15 protein-coding genes are annotated in these 16844 nt (G+C 72.6%); 12 read left to right on the top strand and 3 right to left on the bottom strand.

What is annotated here, in order from left to right; all coding sequences use genetic code 11:
* Nucleotides 1-61: 61 nt before the first annotated feature.
* The 3 genes from ACQY0Z_RS07385 (at nucleotide 62) to ACQY0Z_RS07375 (ending at nucleotide 2940) form a co-directional block, all read left to right on the top strand.
* Nucleotides 62-892, top strand: coding sequence for a glycerophosphodiester phosphodiesterase (locus ACQY0Z_RS07385; RefSeq protein ID WP_254588395.1), 831 nt, complete (start codon nucleotides 62-64; stop codon nucleotides 890-892).
* 222 nt (nucleotides 893-1114) lie between these two features.
* On the top strand, nucleotides 1115-1759 hold the full coding sequence (locus ACQY0Z_RS07380) for an ATP-binding protein (protein ID WP_189897186.1): 645 nt from the start codon (nucleotides 1115-1117) through the stop codon (nucleotides 1757-1759).
* Between the two features lie 215 nt (nucleotides 1760-1974).
* On the top strand, nucleotides 1975-2940 hold the full coding sequence (locus ACQY0Z_RS07375; RefSeq protein ID WP_439811992.1) for a DUF5926 family protein: 966 nt from the start codon (nucleotides 1975-1977) through the stop codon (nucleotides 2938-2940).
* A gap of 305 nt (nucleotides 2941-3245) precedes the next feature.
* Here the strand turns inward: ACQY0Z_RS07375 and ACQY0Z_RS07370 are convergent, their stop codons facing one another.
* Both ACQY0Z_RS07370 and ACQY0Z_RS07365 read right to left on the bottom strand, forming a co-directional pair.
* Entirely contained in the window at nucleotides 3246-3647 is a 402-nt protein-coding gene (locus ACQY0Z_RS07370; RefSeq protein WP_337662821.1) for a hypothetical protein, read from the bottom strand.
* A 385-nt stretch (nucleotides 3648-4032) separates the two neighbouring features.
* Nucleotides 4033-4698, bottom strand: coding sequence for a bifunctional DNA primase/polymerase (locus ACQY0Z_RS07365; protein WP_189897183.1), 666 nt, complete (start codon nucleotides 4696-4698; stop codon nucleotides 4033-4035).
* A 502-nt stretch (nucleotides 4699-5200) separates the two neighbouring features.
* Between ACQY0Z_RS07365 and ACQY0Z_RS07360 the strand changes: the two genes are divergently transcribed.
* Nucleotides 5201-6712 (top strand): PP2C family protein-serine/threonine phosphatase, encoded by a 1512-nt coding sequence (locus ACQY0Z_RS07360; protein WP_254588393.1) that lies wholly within the window; start codon nucleotides 5201-5203, stop codon nucleotides 6710-6712.
* Between the two features lie 118 nt (nucleotides 6713-6830).
* Complete coding sequence (locus tag ACQY0Z_RS07355) at nucleotides 6831-8294, top strand: aminopeptidase P family protein (protein ID WP_439811991.1); 1464 nt, start codon at nucleotides 6831-6833, stop codon at nucleotides 8292-8294.
* Nucleotides 8295-8367: 73 nt separating this feature from the next.
* Here ACQY0Z_RS07355 and ACQY0Z_RS07350 read toward each other — a convergent pair whose 3' ends face one another.
* The gene (locus ACQY0Z_RS07350) at nucleotides 8368-8823 is read right to left on the bottom strand and encodes an ATP-binding protein (protein ID WP_189897180.1); all 456 of its coding nucleotides are present in this window, start codon (nucleotides 8821-8823) and stop codon (nucleotides 8368-8370) included.
* 220 nt (nucleotides 8824-9043) lie between these two features.
* On the opposite strand from ACQY0Z_RS07350, the gene ACQY0Z_RS07345 reads away from it, so the two are divergent.
* The 7 genes from ACQY0Z_RS07345 (at nucleotide 9044) to pheA (ending at nucleotide 16429) form a co-directional block, all read left to right on the top strand.
* On the top strand, nucleotides 9044-9826 hold the full coding sequence (locus ACQY0Z_RS07345; protein ID WP_189897179.1) for a hypothetical protein: 783 nt from the start codon (nucleotides 9044-9046) through the stop codon (nucleotides 9824-9826).
* Nucleotides 9827-10005: 179 nt separating this feature from the next.
* Nucleotides 10006-10746 carry a YcnI family copper-binding membrane protein gene (locus tag ACQY0Z_RS07340; protein ID WP_439811990.1) on the top strand — a complete coding sequence of 247 codons (741 nt, stop codon included), beginning with the start codon at nucleotides 10006-10008 and terminating at the stop codon, nucleotides 10744-10746.
* Between the two features lie 89 nt (nucleotides 10747-10835).
* Nucleotides 10836-11492 carry an SCO family protein gene (locus ACQY0Z_RS07335; RefSeq protein ID WP_189897175.1) on the top strand — a complete coding sequence of 219 codons (657 nt, stop codon included), beginning with the start codon at nucleotides 10836-10838 and terminating at the stop codon, nucleotides 11490-11492.
* Nucleotides 11489-11938 carry a copper chaperone PCu(A)C gene (locus tag ACQY0Z_RS07330; RefSeq protein ID WP_254586581.1) on the top strand — a complete coding sequence of 150 codons (450 nt, stop codon included), beginning with the start codon at nucleotides 11489-11491 and terminating at the stop codon, nucleotides 11936-11938. The genes ACQY0Z_RS07335 and ACQY0Z_RS07330 overlap by 4 nt, the downstream gene beginning before the upstream one ends.
* A 13-nt stretch (nucleotides 11939-11951) precedes the next feature.
* A complete protein-coding gene (locus tag ACQY0Z_RS07325) occupies nucleotides 11952-14141 on the top strand; it encodes a copper resistance protein CopC (RefSeq protein WP_439811989.1) in 2190 nt (729 codons plus the stop codon).
* A gap of 6 nt (nucleotides 14142-14147) precedes the next feature.
* A complete protein-coding gene (efeB, locus tag ACQY0Z_RS07320; protein WP_381729705.1) occupies nucleotides 14148-15425 on the top strand; it encodes an iron uptake transporter deferrochelatase/peroxidase subunit in 1278 nt (425 codons plus the stop codon).
* A gap of 71 nt (nucleotides 15426-15496) precedes the next feature.
* On the top strand, nucleotides 15497-16429 hold the full coding sequence (gene pheA, locus ACQY0Z_RS07315; RefSeq protein WP_189897169.1) for a prephenate dehydratase: 933 nt from the start codon (nucleotides 15497-15499) through the stop codon (nucleotides 16427-16429).
* Nucleotides 16430-16844 lie beyond the last annotated feature (415 nt).

The following is a 16844-nucleotide window of genomic DNA, read 5'->3' as shown; positions in this document are numbered from 1 at the left end:
GCCGTACCGATCACACCATGCTGCCCGCCCGTCCTCCGGCGAGCGGTGGCACCATGACGCGGTGACCCACGCACGTCAGCATCTGACCCGAGTCGTCGCGCACCGCGGGGCGTCCGAGGACGCCCCCGAGCACACCCTGGCCGCGTACCGGAAGGCGATCGAGGACGGCGCGGACGCACTCGAGTGCGACGTACGCCTCACCGCCGACGGACACCTGGTGTGTGTACACGACCGTCGCGTCAACCGTACGTCGAACGGACGCGGCGCCGTCTCGGCGCTCGAGCTGTCCGACCTCGCCGCGCTCGACTTCGGCTCGTGGAAGACCAGGGACGCGGCCGGCGGGCCCCGCGTCGAGGAGCCCGACTGGGAGCACCGCCCGGAGGACCGCGAGGCCACCTCCGTGCTCACCCTGGAGCGGCTGCTGGAGCTGGTCGCCGACGCCGGACGCCGGGTGGAGCTGGCGATCGAGACGAAGCACCCCACGCGCTGGGCGGGGCAGGTCGAGGAGCGGCTGCTGGTGCTGCTCAAGCGGTTCGGCCTGGACGCGCCCGCCTCCCGTGAGGACTCGCAGGTACGCGTGATGAGCTTCTCCGCGCGCTCCCTGCACCGCGTGCGGGCCGCCTCCCCGACGCTGCCGACGGTCTACCTCATGCAGTTCGTCACACCGCGGCTGCGGGACGGGCGGCTGCCCGCGGGCGTGGACATCGCGGGCCCGTCGATCCGCATCCTGCGCAGCCACCCCGGCTGCATCGAGCGTCTGAAGCGGACCGGGCGCCAGGTGCACGTCTGGACGGTCAACGAGCCGGCGGACGTCGACCTGTGCGTGCGTCTCGGCGTGGACGCCATCATCACCAACCGGCCGCGGGCGGTGCTGGACCGGCTCGGGCGCTGAGCCGGGCGGCGAGGCACCAACCCCGGCGGACGGCTGGAAACACACCCGTCCACCTCAGCGTGCCCGCCACATCCGTCCCGTGTGTCCCAGTGGTTACCCACCTGCCTCTTGACCGGCAGGGCCGGGCGCCCACTTCCTCCTATCTCGGCCACATCGACGAAATCCAGCCATACGACTACGGGGAGTGCTCCGGCGCGTTCGGTACGTATTCGATCGTTCCGAGTGCGTCACCGCGCACGGATCGGCCGGTTTCCGGTTCAGGCCGATGGGGCATCCACACCGTGGCGTGGGGCGAAGGAGGTCTCGGGGGTGGCGTTGGTGGTGGCACAGGAGGTGCCCACGTCGTCGAGCATGGCCGTGCCCCATGGCCCTGCGGGCGTGGGGAAGGCGAGGCGCCGGATGCGCGCGCAGCTGCGCGACGGAGGTGTCCCGGAATCGGTCGTCGACGATGCCGTACTGATCCTTTCCGAGCTGTTGAGCAACGCGTGCAAACACGGCCGGCCCCTGGGCGACAGCCTGGCGGGCGACGGCGACGTGCGTGCGGCCTGGCGGGTGGACCCGCGCGGCCGGCTCGTCGTCGAGGTCACCGACGGGGGCGGACCGACCCGCCCAGCGCCTGCCACCCCGTCGGTCACCGCCCACGGCGGCCGCGGGCTCAACATCATCTCCGCGCTCTCCGACGACTGGGGCGTACGCGACGAGGTGCCCGGCGAGGTCACGGTGTGGGTCGTCGTCCACGAGGACGTGCACGACCCGGACGCCGCGAGCTGCCACCGCCGCGAGGACTTCGCGGCACGGGTGACCGCGCCGCCGGTCGCGCGGCTCACGGGGCTGGACTTCGCGGACGTGTTCGAGGACCTGGACTGACGGTCTTCGGCAACCCGGGCTGATGGCACGGCGGTCGGACCGGGCTGCCGTCGGCAGGGTGCCGGCCCGCTCCGGTCGGACGCCCCCGAATGCGGTCGCGTCCACGCGCCCCCGTTGTCCACAGGCAGCCCGTCGTCCACAGGTACCGGTCCGCCGCGGCCCGAACGGCTAGGCTCGCGCCGTACGAGACGAGCCGTAACCGGGAGACACCCACGATGGCCAAGAAGCGACCCCAGACGAAGGCCAAGCGCCCGCAGCTCACGGACGGGCAGATCCCGGTCGTCGGCGCCCGCGAACCCTGCCCCTGCGGCAGCGGCCGCCGCTACAAGGCGTGCCACGGCCGCGCCGCCGCGCAGGCGGTGACCGAGCTGGTGCACCGCCCGTTCGAGGGCCTTCCGGGCGAGTGCGACTGGGTGGCGCTGCGCGAGCTGGTGCCCGCCGCGACCGTCGAGCTGACCCTGAAGGACGGCCTGCCCGAGGGCGTCCCGTCCGTCACCCTGGCCACGGTGCTTCCGATGGCCTGGCCGGCGCTGCGCCGCGACGACGGCTCGGTGCTGCTCGGCCTGCAGAACGACACGCCCTCCGGCGACATCAGCCGCGACCTCGCCGACACGCTGCGGCGCGCGCTGACCGCCGAGCCGGGCACCCCGGTGCAGGCCCGCCGCGCGCCCGCCGACGGCCCCCGGCTGCAGGACCTGCTCGACCCGAAGGGTCCTTTCGAGCCGGTCGTGCACGACGGGTTCGAGTTCTGGGTCCCGGACCCGGAGAACGCCACCCCGGACGTCACCGCCTCCCTGGAGCGGGCGAACGCTGCGGCGATCCCGACGGTGAAGCTGACGGGCGTGGACTCCGCGTACTGGTGCGAGACGCCCGAGAAGAACCACCTGCGGTGGGTCATGCCGCACCCGGAGGAGCAGCTTCTGGACGCGCTCGCGCGACTGCACTCGGCAGGCACCTCCTCCCTGGGCGAGGGCACCCGTCTGGTCGGCTCCTTCCGCGCTCACGGGCTCACCGTGCCGGTCTGGGACCTGCCGAGCGAGGTCCGCGCGGAGGACGTGGAGAAGCCGGCCGCCGAGTTCGTCGAGCGGCTCGCCGCAGCGCTGGCGACCGACGCCCCGCTCACCGCGGACGAGCGCCGGGCGCGCGGCGGTCTGACGAACCGCCAGGTCACGCTGAGCTGAGGCGCCCCGCACCCGGCTCCTCACGGATGCCCCGGGCGGCCGAAACACCCGGGGCACAAGTTCTTACGCGCGGGTAACTACCCGTTCACTCAAGCCAGTCGGTGACCGGAAACGCCGAGATCGAATTTGCTTACCGCCGATCTCTTGTTACCGTTCCAGTAGCCCGGTTGCTGGTGCATCCCCCGTCGCCAGCAACCGGGTCTTTACGTGCCCGCAGCGCGCCCCGCTCACGGGCCTCCGGAGCCGACCGTTCCGGATCTCCGGCACCCGGCTCTCCCGGTGGTCGACACAGGCTCGCCCCGGCCTCACCGGTCCTCCCCCGACGGGGAGTTGCTCCCGGCCCGCAGCAGCAGCGGCCCCTTCTCCGCACCGCCCGCGTGGGCGGCGAACTCCGCGACCGCCGCGTACCGCAGGGGCTCCCCCTCCAGTCGCACGCGCGGCGTCTCGCACAGGGACGGGTCGTCCCCCGCTCCCGCCACGCACCGGCTCCGCACGCTGTGCCCGTCCGGGCCGAGCAGGGACAGGGCCGCGTCCAGGGACGCGCCGGTGGTGTTGCGGTAGTACGTCCGCGCCCACACGTCCTTCCCCCGCACCGCCACGCACGTCTGCGCCTCGACGCCGTCCGGCGAGGACAGGGCGGGGCCACAGCGCAGGGCGGTCGACAGATGCGCGCCGGGCGGCGCCTGGTCGGCTGTCGGCGCCCGCACGGGGGTGTCCGCGTCCCCTGGGGCACGCCCTACGGAGGCCCGTCTCTCGGGGGCGCTTGCCTCCGCGGCGCGTCCCTCGGGATTGCGTCCCTCAGGATTGCGTCCCTCGGGATTGCGTCCCTCAGGATTGCGTCCCTCAGCTCCGGAAACCGGACGCAGATCGTCAGGACCGGCCGGGCCGGCCGAGGCCCTGCGCCGGTCGTCGTCCTGGCCCGCACAGGCCACCGCCAGCGGCTGCGCGAGCGCGCAGGCCGCCGCGACGGCCGCGAAGGCGGTCGCTCGGGTTCTGCGGGACGTCCTGGCACGGCCCCCGGCATGACGCGGCATGCCCCGGGAAGATAGCGGCCCGGCACCGGGTGCCGGGCGCGGCGCGCGACGGCGCCGCCTACATCTCGGGGGCGCTCACACCCGTACGGGTGAGGGCGTCGACCACCGCGTCCACCACGGCCTCGACGTCAGGGACCCAGGGAGACGCCGAGCCGGGCAGCGGTGCCCGCTCCCAGCGGACCTCGCCCTGCGCGGTGACGGACGGGGGCAGGGCCAGATAGCCGCCCTCGCCGTGGAAGCGGAGCGAGCCGGGGACGAAGTCCTGGGCGTACAGCAGCTCGCCCAGCTGCTCCAGGGAGTACGGCTTGACGAGGATCGCCCAGCGGGTCGGCGAGGCGACGACCGGGCCGAGCCGCATCCCCCGGCGGTCCAGCGCGGCGAGCGCGCGGGCGGCCGGCAGGGCGGGCAGGGACACCGCGCACGGGGCCTTGCCGCCGGTGGCGAGCACGATCGGCGCCGTCGGCCGGTTGGCCCACCACCAGCGCACCATCCGCGCGTCGGTGGTGGCGGCGAGAAGGCCGGGGTCGAACGGATGGGCGCCCGGCACCGTGCACTCCGGGTCGGGGCAGGCACAGCGGGACCCGTCCTGCGGGTCGGCCGCCACGCCGGGGAGTACGGGCCACTGCCATTCCGCGGCGAAGGTCAGGGCCGCACCGATCAGATCGGGCCCTTCGTCACCGCGCCGGGACAGGAGCCTGCGTCGCCTTCCGAGGATCTCGCGCATGAGCGCTCGTTCCTTTCCGTTGCACGCCTGGCAACACCGTGGACCACTCACGTCATGTGTCGATCACTTCACTGTGCGTACCTGTTGGCGCATCACACCCCCGTGCCGGGCAGGGGGAACCCCTATGGGCCGGGCATGGGCTGCCTCCGCGGCCGTTCCACCCATACAGCGTTTATCAGAAGTACGGGTACGGCGTGGGGTGGCGAAGTCTGGCGTTTACCGTCGCGCGTGTTTCTCTCCGCCTCCGCCACGGGAGGATGGGGCACGGTCGTCGGTGGTTAAGACGCCCGGGTCCGTCGCCAGGTTCCCGGGCGGTTCCCAACCACCCCTGGCCTTCTCCGAGTACGTACCCATCACGACCGCTGTGACGCTCCGTCGAGCAAGGCCAGTCGACCGCAGTAAGCCTCCCCCTGAGGCAGTTTCAAGCCAACTTCGAATTTCAGCAAGAGGACTGTCGGGAGTTCCCCTCGGTCACACGGACACCAGGAATCCCAGCAGGACAATGCTGGACATCTCCTCACGAGTACGTGTACATGTGGAGACACTGCCGGCGACGCAGAACGACATGGGGGTTTGCGATGCTTTTGAGCAGTACGTACCGGCCGGAAAGCCGGACGCCATGAACGCTCCGCACCCTCCGAAAGTGGCCGGAATCGATTCAACGGTTCCCGCCCCCGCACACACTGTCGCGCCCGCCACGGGTACGGTCCCGGCCGCCGCGGCACACCCTCAGGACGCCCCGGGCGCGCTGCTCCAGGACCGCCTCGCCGGCTGGGTCTCGGACCTCACCACCCTGCACGAGCTGACCGAGCGTCTGGTCCGCGCCGGCACGCTCGACGCCGCGCTGGACGAACTGCTGCGCGCGGGCGCCGCCCTGGTGGGCGCACGACGCGGACTCGTCGCCCTGGAGCCCGCCGACGGCCGCGGGCCGTCCACCACCGTCGGGTTCGGCCTCGGCCGCGCCGACCTGGGCCACATGGAGACGGTGCCGCGCAGCGCCCTGCCGCACGGCCGGATCCTCGACGGACTGCGTGACGGGGACGACGGCGTCGCCGAGCCCGACCTGTTCGCCGAGAAGGGCCTCGACCCCCGGCATCGCGAGGTGGCCGCCCGCCTCGGTTACGCCGCGAGCTACGCCCTCCCCCTCGCCACCGACTCCGCCGGACGCCTCGGCGCGGTCGTCTGGCTGTACGACGAGCCCGCCGAACCCGCCGAGCGGCAGCGCCACCTCGTCGGCCTGTACGTCCGGCACGCCGCGGAGCACCTCGCCCGGCTCCTCGAACTGGAGCACACACGCGCGTCGATGGCCACGATGACCGAGGAGCTGCTGCCCTCCCGGCTGCCGCGGGTGCCCGGTGTGCAGCTCGCCGCCCGCCATCGCACCTGCCCGAGCGGGGGCGGCGACTGGTACGACGCGCTGCCGCTGCCGGACGCCGCGCTCGGTCTCGCCGTCGGCTCCGTCACCGGCTCAGGGCCCAGCGCGGTCGCCGCGATGGGCCGGCTGCGGGCGTCGCTGCGGGCGTACGCCGTGATGGAGGGCGAGGACCCGGTCGCCGTCCTGTCCGACCTGGAGCTGCTGCTGCGGCTGACCGAACCGGCCCGGTCGGCCACCGCGCTGTTCGGCTACTGCGAGCCCGCGATGCGCCGGATCACCCTCGCCGGGGCCGGGCACAGCCCGCCGCTGCTGCTCGGCGAGCGCCGCACCGAGTACGTGGAGACGTCCGTCTCGGCCCCGCTCGGGATGCTCGCCTGCTGGGAGGCGCCCAGCGTGGAGGTGCAGGCGGAGGCGGGCGACACCGTACTGCTCTACACCGACGGCCTGCTGCACCGCACCGGCGACCCGACCGACCGGGCCTTCGCCCGGCTTCACTCCGCCGCGGCCGGGGTGCCGCGCGCGCTGCGCCGCGATCCGGGGGCCGTCGCCGACCATGTGCTGCGGGCGGTGCTGCCCGAGGGCGCCCAGGACGCGGACACCTCGGAGGACGTGGTGCTCCTCGCGGCGCGCTTCGACTGACCCGCCCGGTCCGCGCGCCGCTCACTCCGCGTGCCTTTGAGGTAACAGGCGCTTCCCCGGTTCGTCCGTTTCCGCCCGACCGTACGATGGGGGGTGGTCCAGTGCCGTATCGAGGAGGATGACCGTGGCGGAGGAGCTGCCGGAGACCCCGGAGACTGCCGACGAGGAGCCCGTCAAGCAGCGGAAGAACGGCCTGTACCCGGGCGTGTCCGACGAGCTGGCCGAGAACATGAAGAGCGGCTGGGCCGACACGGAGCTGCGCGACCTGGAGCCGATCCCGCAGGCCGCCGAGACCGCCGCCCGCCGCGCGGCGCTGTCCGCCCGCTTCCCCGGTGAGCGCCTGGTGATCCCGGCGGGCAACTTGAAGACCCGCTCGAACGACACGGAGTACCCGTTCCGTGCGTCCGTCGAGTACGCGTACCTCACCGGCAACCAGACGGAGGACGGCGTCCTCGTCCTGGAGCCGACGGCCGACGGCCACAAGGAGACGATCTACCTCCTGCCCCGCTCCAACCGCGAGAACGGCGAGTTCTGGCTGGACGGCCAGGGCGAGCTGTGGGTGGGCCGCCGCCACTCCCTCACAGAGGCCGAGAAGCGGTACGGCATCCCCGCCTCCGACGTCCGCGAGCTGGCCGGCGCGCTGCGCGAGGCCACCGGTCCGGTCCGCGTGGTCCGCGGCTACGACGCCGGGATCGAGGAGGCGCTGACCGACAAGGTCACCGCCGAGCGCGACGAGGAACTGCGCGTCTTCCTCTCCGAGATGCGGCTGGTCAAGGACGACTTCGAGATCGGCGAGCTGCAGAAGGCCGTCGACTCCACCGTGCGCGGCTTCGAGGACGTGGTGAAGGTCCTCGACAAGGCCGAGGCCACCAGCGAGCGCTACATCGAGGGAACGTTCTTCCTGCGCGCCCGCGTCGAGGGCAACGACGTCGGCTACGGCTCCATCTGCGCCGCGGGACCGCACGCCTGCACCCTGCACTGGGTGCGCAACGACGGCCCGGTCCGCTCCGGCGACCTGCTGCTGCTCGACGCCGGCGTGGAGACGCACACGTACTACACGGCCGACGTCACGCGCACCCTGCCCGTCAACGGCCGGTACACCGAGCTGCAGAAGAAGATCTACGACGCGGTGTACGACGCCCAGGAGGCGGGCATCGCGGCGGTGAAGCCGGGCGCCAAGTACCGCGACTTCCACGACACCGCGCAGCGCGTGCTGGCCGAGCGGCTCGTCGAGTGGGGCCTGGTCGAGGGCCCGGTGGAGCGCGTGCTGGAGCTGGGCCTGCAGCGCCGCTGGACGCTGCACGGCACCGGTCACATGCTCGGCATGGACGTCCACGACTGCGCCGCCGCGCGCACCGAGACCTACGTCGACGGCACGCTGGAGCCGGGCATGGTCCTCACCGTCGAGCCGGGCCTGTACTTCCAGGCCGACGACCTGACGGTCCCGGAGGAGTACCGCGGCATCGGCGTCCGCATCGAGGACGACATCCTGGTCACCGAGGACGGCAACAGGAACCTGTCCGCCGGCCTGCCGCGCCGGTCGGACGAGGTGGAGGCGTGGATGGCGGGCCTCAAGGGCTGAGTCACCCACCCCGTACCTACGAGCGAGGGCCCCTAGAAACCGCCATCGTCGGAAGGGGCCCTCGTGGTGCGTGCTAAACCGCCGTCAGCGGTGCGTCCTCGCGCCATTTGAGGATCTTGTCGAAGCTCACCACCGCGCCGCCGCGGCCCGGTTTGTTGCCGATGTGCACATGGTCGGCCAGCTGCTCGATGAGGCGGAGGCCGCGGCCGTGTTCCGCCTCGGCGGGGACGGGCTGGGGGCGGGGGCGGGTTCCGGCGGCGGGGAAACCGGGGCCGGCGTCGGCGACCTCGATGCGGCACTTCTCGCCGTCGAGGTAGGCGGTCACCCGGAAGGCCTCCGAGGTGTGGTCGCGTGCGGCGCCGCCGCCGTGCTCCACGGCGTTCGCGCAGGCCTCGCTGAGCGCGACGGACAGGTCGTAGGAGATCTCGGGATCGACGCCCGCGGTTTCCATGGTGCCGAGCAGCAGGCGCCGGGCGAGCGGCACGCTGGCGGCATCACGCCGCAGATGGAGTGACCACCAGATGCTCATGCTCCAGCCTCCTGGCTGCGGCTCGACATACCGTTACGTATTGCCCTGAGTGATGACCGGTAAGCACGAAGTTGACGTGAGACCGCCCATATGGCGGGTGTACGGGGGAGCCGATCGGTGTATGTGGGACGCCGCACCGCACAGGTGATCTTACGGTCGTACCTCATCTTGCGGACCTGGCGTACGGCGCCCCTGTGGCTGGTGCGATGATGAGGCCGCCATGTCTGCCCCTTATCCGCGCATGACGCGCGCCGGACGAGGACTCCGGATCCTGCGGGCCGCGGTGTTCGCCGCGGTCTGTGTCGTGCTGGCCGGGGCAGGCCACTCGCTCGCCTCCTGCGACGCCGTCCCGTTGTGGACGCTCGGCGCGGGATTCCTCGCCGCGGTCGCCGTCGCCGTGCCGCTCGCCGGGCGCACCCGCCCGCTGCCGGTGATCACCGCGCTGCTGGCCGGCGGGCAGACCGCGCTGCACACGCTGTTCGGGCTCGGGCAGCACGGCACGCCCTCGGGCGCCGTGTCCGACGCCGCCCTGGTCGCCCAGGCGGCCCGCCTGCTGTGCGGGCCCCGCGCGATCAGCCCGGCCGAGGCCCAGAAGGTCCTCGCCGACGCCCGGATCGCACCGCACGGACCCGGCGCGCACGCGACCGACGCCGTGGCGGCCGGACCGGCCTCGCTGCTGCCCTCGCTGCCGATGCTGCTGGGGCACCTCCTCGCCGCGCTGGTCGCGGGATGGCTGCTGCGCCGGGGCGACCTGGCGCTGCTGCGCCTGGCCGACCTGTCCGCGCAGGGCGTCGCCGAAGGCGCCCTGGTGCGGTCGCTCCGCGGGGCGCTCGCCCTGGTGCGGGCCCTGCGCGCCGGGCTCCCCGGCGCGCCCGAGGCCGGCCCCGTCACCCCGCGCACCGCGCTGCCCGCACCGCTTCCGCCGCGCTGGGCGGGGCTGCACCACACGGTGATCCGCCGGGGTCCCCCGGCCTCCGCCTCCGCGCTCGCGCTCGCCGTCTGACGCGGGGCGACCCACCGTTCCGGGGGTTCCGGACGGAATGAGGGGCGCCTCCGTGCGGCACGCGTGTGCGCCGGTTCCGCCACGTGCGCCCGGCCGTCGTCCCGCTCCAGGGACCGGCCGTCCGCGCCGCGTGTTCCTCACCGTCCAGTGAAACCTCTACACAGCGGAGTGCTTCTGCCATGAAGGCTTCTCGTATCGCCGCCGCCGGTGCCGTCGCCGGCGCCGCCGTCCTCGCCGTGTCCTCCCCCTGCTTCGCGCACGTCAGCGTGCAGCCCGAGGGAGAGGCCGCTCAGGGCGGCTACGCGGTCGTCGGCTTCAAGGTCCCCAACGAGCGGGACAACGCCTCGACCACCAAGCTCGAGGTCACCTTCCCCTCGGACCACCCCCTGTCGTCCGTGCTGCCGCAGCCGGTCGAGGGCTGGGACATCAAGGTCACCAAGTCGCGCCTGGCCAAGCCGCTCGAGGTGCACGGCAAGAAGATCGACGAGACCGTCACCAAGGTCACCTGGACCGCCAAGGGCGAGGGGATCAAGCCGGGCTTCTTCCAGAAGTTCCCGGTGTCCGTCGGCACGCTGCCCGAGGACACCGACCAACTCGTCTTCAAGGCCCTGCAGACGTACTCCAGCAAGGAGGTCGTCCGCTGGATCGAGGTGCCGCAGGAAGGCCAGGACGAACCCGAGAACCCGGCCCCGGTGCTCGACCTGACCGCTCCCGCCGAGGACGGCCACGGGCACGGCGCCGCCGCCGACGACAAGGCGTCCGACGACGCGGAGAAGGCCTCCGCCGAGACGTCCGCCGCGTCCGACGGCGACTCCGGCGGCACCGACACCACCGCCCGCGTGCTGGGCGTCGTCGGCATCGTGGTCGGCGCCGCGGGCGTCGCGTACGGCGTGCTCGCCGGGCGCCGGCGCACCGCCTGAGCCTCCCCTCTCCACGGCGCGCACTGGGACCGGCCGCGGCCCCGCGGCCTCCCGGTGCGCGCCGCACACCCACCCTTCAGGACCATCCCATGCGCAAGAAGACCCTCGCGGCGGCGGCTCTGCTCGCCGTCCTCCCGCTGACCCTCACCGCCTGCGGCGGTGACAAGGAGGACAGTGGTTCGCCCGTCTCCGTGGTCTCCGAGGAGACCGGCGGCCAGCAGGCGGCCACCGTCCTCGACAAACCCTTCGAGAAGCCCGACCTCGTCCTCACCGACACCCAGGGCAAGCCGTACGACTTCCGCGAGCAGACCGCCGGCAGGCCCACACTGATCTACTTCGGCTACACGCACTGCCCCGACGTGTGCCCGCTGACGATGAACAACATCGCGGTGGCCAAGAAGCAGCTTCCCAAGGAGCAGCAGGACCAGCTGCGGATCGTGTTCGTCACCACCGACCCGGAGCGGGACACCCCGGCCGAGCTCGGCACATGGCTCAAGGGCATCGACTCCCAGGTCGTGGGCCTGACCGGTGACTTCGCCACGATCCAGGCCGGCGCCCGCACGCTCGGCATCTCCATCGACCCGCCGCGCAAGGACGACAACGGCAAGACGGTCTCCGACCACGGCACCCAGGTCATCGCCTTCTCCCCGAAGACGGACGGCGGTTACGTCCTCTACGGCGAGGACGCCACCGTCGAGGACTACACCAAGGACCTGCCCAAGATCATCAAGGGTGAGAACCCGTGAGGCACCGCGCGGCCGCCGCCCTGGCCCTGGCCGGCGCGCTGGCCCTGACCGCGTGCGGCGGCTCGGACGACGGCTCCGCACGCCTTTCGGTCGGGTCCGCGTACATGCCGCAGCCGGTGTCGGACCTGGCCGCGGGCTTCCTCACGATCACCAACGACGGTGACGCCGCGGACCGGCTGACCGCGGTCAGCAGCGACGTCGCCGGCCAGGTCACCGTGCACGAGACCGTCGACGGGTCGATGCGGGAGGCCGAGTCCCTCGACATCCCGGCCCACGGCAGCCTCGTATTGGAGAGCGGCGGCAACCATCTGATGTTCGAGCAGCTGAAGCGCAAGCCGAAGCAGGGTCAGAAGGTCTCCGTCGAGCTGCGTTTCGCCCACTCCGACCCCGTCACGGTCGAGCTCCCGGTGAAGCCGGCCACCTACCGCCCGACGACCGGACACTGAGGGAGACACCCCTGTGACCCAGACCATCGCCCCCCGCGTACGGACCCTGGTGCTGCTGATCCTGGCCGTCGCCGGCGCGCTCCTCGCCGGGGCCGCTCCCGCCTCCGCGCACGCCGCGCTGACCGGCAGCGACCCCGCGCAGGGGGCGGTGGTCGACACCGCGCCCTCTCGGGTCTCCCTCACCTTCTCGGAGCCGGTCGCGGTCGGCGACGACTCCGTGCGGGTGCTCGACCCCAAGGGCGAACGGGTGGACAAGGGAGAGCCCGCCAACCCCAGCGGCACCACGTACAGCGTGCCGCTGATGAGCGGGCTGCCCGACGGCACCTACACGGTGGCCTACCAGGTCGTGTCCGCCGACAGCCACCCCGTCGCCGGCGCCTTCACCTTCTCCATCGGCGCCCCCTCGGAGACGACGGTCCCGGTCGACGCGCAGGCCTCCGACGACGGCCTCGTCGGCTGGCTCTACGGCTTCGGCCGCTACATCTCCTACGCGGGCTTCGTCGTCCTGGTGGGCGGCGCCGCCTTCGTCCTCGCCTGCTGGGGACCGGGCGCCCGGGTGCGGGCGGTCCAGCGTCTTGTCGTCGCCGGGTGGCTCGCGCTCACCGCGGCGACGCTGGGCCTGCTGATGCTGCGCGGCTCCTACACCACCTCCGGCAAGGTCGGCGACGTCTTCGACCTGGAGCTGCTCGGCGACGTGCTCCAGACCAAGACGGGCGCGGCCCTGGTGTCGCGGCTGCTGCTGCTCGCGGCGGCGGCGTTGTTCATCGCGGTGCTGTTCGGGGCGTACGCGCGCACAGCGGACGCCGGTGACCCGGACCACCCTGCCGAGGGGGACGGCGGCGAGCCGGACAAGCGGGACCTGACCTTCGGGCTGGCTCTCGGCGGGACGGTCGTCGCGGCAGGGCTGGCCGCGAGCTGGGCCATGTCCGAGCACGCCTCGCAGGGCCTCCAGGCGGGCGTGGCCATGCCGGTCGACGTGGTGCACCTGCTGGCGGTCGCCGCGTGGCTGGGCGGGCTCACCGCTCTCCTCGTCGCGCTCTACCGCGCGCCCGTGGAGACGCCGGTCGGGCGGGACGCCGTCCGGCGGTTCTCGCGCCTCGCCTTCGGCAGCGTGGTGGTGCTGGCCGTCACGGGCGTCTACCAGAGCTGGCGGCAGCTCGGCTCCTGGTCCGCCTTCACCGACACCCGGTACGGGCAGCTGCTCCTCGTCAAGATCGCGCTGGTGGCCGTGATGGTCGCCGTCGCCTTCCTGTCCCGGCGCTGGACGCAGCGACTGGCCGACGCGCGCGTGTCCGCTGCGGCTGGGGAGGCCGAGCGGGCGGAGAGCGCCGAGGTGAGTGAGCGCGCCGCCGCTGCCGAAGGGAGCGACCGGGACGAGGAGGGCGAGGAGACGGAGGCGTCCGAGCGCGCCGAGGAGGAGAAGCAGCCGGCCGGCGCTGTCCCGGCCGAGGCGTCCGCGAAGTCCGGAGCGTCCGCTACGTCCGAGAACTCGAAGGCCTCCAAGGCGTCCGACGGGGCGTCCCCAGCAGCCGATGCCGAGGCGTCCGAAGCGTTCACGGCATCCGATGGCGCTTCCACGGCATCCGACGCCGACAAGGCCGAGTCCGGACCGGACGCCGTACGCGCCGCGCAGCTCGCCCGGCAGCGGGCCGCGACGGAGGCCGCCCGGCAGAAGCGGCTGCGGGACGCCGACCCGAACCGCTTCGGGCTGCGCCGCTCGGTGCTCGCCGAGGCGGGCGTCGCCGTCGTGCTGCTGGCCGTGACCACCGTGCTGACGCAGACCGAGCCGGGCCGCACCGAGCAGGACGCGAAGGCGGCCGCCGCCACCTCGTCCTCGGCCTCGGCGACCGGGCAGGGCAGTGGCGCGGTGAGCCTGACCATGCCGTTCGACACAGGCGGAGCGAACGGCAAGGGCGTCGTCTCGGTCGACCTCGACCCCGCCCAGACCGGTGACAACTCCCTGCACATCTACGTCGAGGGCCCGGACGGCACGCCCGTCGACGTGCCCGAGGTGAAGATCGCGCTCACCCTCGCCGCCCAGGACATCGGTCCGCTGCCCGTCGCACCCGACCACATCACCACCGGACACTGGTCGGCGAGCGGAGTGCAGATCCCCATGGCGGGCGACTGGAAGGTCGAGGTGACCGTGCGAACCTCCGACATCGACCAGGTGACCGTCTCCAAGAACGCTCAGATCGGCTGAACCACCATGGCTGACCCTTCCCTGTCGCAGACCCGCGCCCCTGAGGAGGAGCCCCGGGCGGAATCCACCGCCTCCGGCATCTCGCGGCGCCGTCTGCTCGGCACGGCCGGCGCCACCGGGCTCGTCCTCGGCGCGGCCGGCGGCGCCGTCGGGTACGCGTCCGCGCCCTCCGGAGCCACTCCGCTCACCTCGGTCGGCGCCACAAAAGTCCCGTTTCACGTGAAACATCAGCCGGGCATCACCGACCCGCTCCAGTCGCGAGGCCATCTCCTCGCCTTCGACCTGGCGCCCGGCGCCGGACGCAAGGAGGCGGCCGCACTGCTGCGTCGCTGGTCCGACACCGCCCGGCGGCTGATGGCCGGGGAGTTCGACGCCGAGGGCGACAGCGACGTGGCCCGTGACGCCGGGCCCTCCTCGCTGACCCTGACCTTCGGTTTCGGACACAGCTTCTTCGCGCGCACCGGGTTGGAGAAGCAGCGTCCGGCCGCCCTGGACCCGCTGCCCGCCTTCTCCTCCGACCGTCTCGACCGGGCCCGCAGCGACGGGGACCTGTGGGTGCAGATCGGCGCCGACGACGCCCTCGTCGCGTTCCACGCCCTGCGCGCGGTGCAGAAGGACGCGGGCGCGGCAGCCCGGGTGCGCTGGCAGATGAACGGCTTCAACCGCTCGCCGGGCGCCACCGCCCGCCCGATGACCACCCGCAATCTGATGGGCCAGGTCGACGGCACCCGCAATCCGAAGCCCGAGGAGCCCGACTTCGACCAGCGGATCTTCGTACCCGAGCAGGGTGAGCCCGCCTGGATGGCGAACGGCTCCTACGTGGTCGTCCGGCGGATCCGCATGCTGCTGGACGACTGGGAGAAGCTTTCGCTCACGGAGCAGGAGGGCGTCATCGGGCGGCGCAAGGCGGACGGCGCCCCGCTCTCCGGGGGTGACGAGACGACCGAGATGGACCTGGAGAAGACCGACGCCCAGGGCAACCTGGTCGTCCCCTTCAACGCCCACGCACGGATCACCCGGCCCGACCAGAACGGCGGGGCGGCGATGCTGCGCCGGCCGTTCTCGTACCACGACGGCATCGACGCGGACGGGACGCCGGACGCGGGCCTGCTGTTCGTCTGCTGGCAGGCCGACCCGCTGCGCGGCTTCGTGCCGGTGCAGCGCAAGCTGGACCGGGGCGACGCCCTGACACCGTTCATCCGCCACGAGGCGAGCGGGCTGTTCGCGGTCCCGGGCGGGGCGGCGGAGGGCGAGTATGTGGGCCAGGCGCTGCTGGAGGGGTAAGAACCGCCCGGAGTCACCCTCCGGAGCTCTCTCGGGAGGGGCCGCGGGCGTGGGCCCATTAGGGTGAGGTCATGCCAGCGAGCTATGCGTATCTCGGCCCAGAGGGCACCTTCACCGAAGTCGCTCTGCGCACGCTTCCCGAGGCGGCCACGCGTGAGCTGGTCCCGTACGTGTCCGTGCAGTCCGCGCTCGACGCGGTGCGCGCCGGCGAGGCCGAGGCCGCTTTCGTCCCCATCGAGAACTCGGTGGAGGGCGGGATCACCACCACTCTCGACGAGCTGGTCGCGGGCACCCCGCTGATGATCTACCGCGAGGTGCTGCTGTCGATCACCTTCGCGCTGCTGGTCCGCCCGGGCACCAAGCTGTCGGACATCAAGACGGTGACCGCGCACCCGGCCGCGCAGCCGCAGGTGCGCAACTGGCTGCGCACCCACCTGCCCGACGCACTCTGGGAGTCGGCCGCCTCGAACGCGGACGGCGCGCGGCTGGTCCAGGAGGGCCGGTACGACGCGGCCTTCGCCGGGGAATTCGCGGCGGCCCGGTACGGCCTCGAGGCGCTGGAGACGGGCATCCACGACGCGGAGAACGCCCAGACCCGGTTCGTGCTGGTGGGGCGGCCCGCGCGTCCGGCGGCACCGACCGGCGCGGACAAGACCTCGGTGGTGCTGTGGCAGCGCGACGACCACCCGGGCGGGCTGCGTGACCTGCTGGGCGAGTTCGCCACCCGGGGCATCAACCTGATGCTGCTCCAGTCACGGCCGACCGGCGCCGGCATCGGCAACTACTGCTTCTGCGTCGACGCCGAGGGGCACATCTCGGACCGCCGGATGGCGGAGGCGCTGATGGGGCTGAAGCGCATCTGTCTCCAGGTGCGCTATCTCGGTTCGTACCCGAGGGCGGACGTGAAGCCGGGCGAGGTGCGGCCGCCGTTCCCGGGAACGTCGGACGAGGAGTTCGTGGGGGCCGCGGACTGGGTGGCGCGCTGCCAGGACGGCCGGTTCTGAGCGGTCCGCCGCCGGTCCTACCTGCCGATTGTCGTTATCCACAGAAGTTATCCACAGGTCCGCTTCTCGACCTGGGGACAAGTCGACACCCAGCCGCCCTTCGGTCGACAAATCGCCCTATAGACCATGATCACGTTCATTGCGCCGCACCTCACCCTTCGTCCACCTTTTTGAAGGGATCAATCCTTTAGAGGGAGGTCTTTCCACTCGAAAGTGGCTGCGGAGCGCGTTTGTGCGGCGAATGCCCGTGGTCGGCCGAGCGTTTCGGAGTGATCAATTCCGACGTCCACAGATCTTCCCCACAGCCTGTGGATAACTTATCGCCCGGTGTGGACAGCTGTGGACAGCACGGCCTCAAGTCCCCTTCGCCGCAAGGGTTTCCGGTCAACCCTGCGCCGTGCGGACCAGTCTTTCA

The sequence above is a fragment of the Streptomyces sp. P9-2 genome, assembly GCF_051903975.1.
GTDB lineage: Bacteria > Actinomycetota > Actinomycetes > Streptomycetales > Streptomycetaceae > Streptomyces > Streptomyces cellulosae.
The sequence above is the reverse complement of the archived record's forward strand: the minus strand, read 5'-3'. Positions and strand labels throughout refer to the sequence as shown.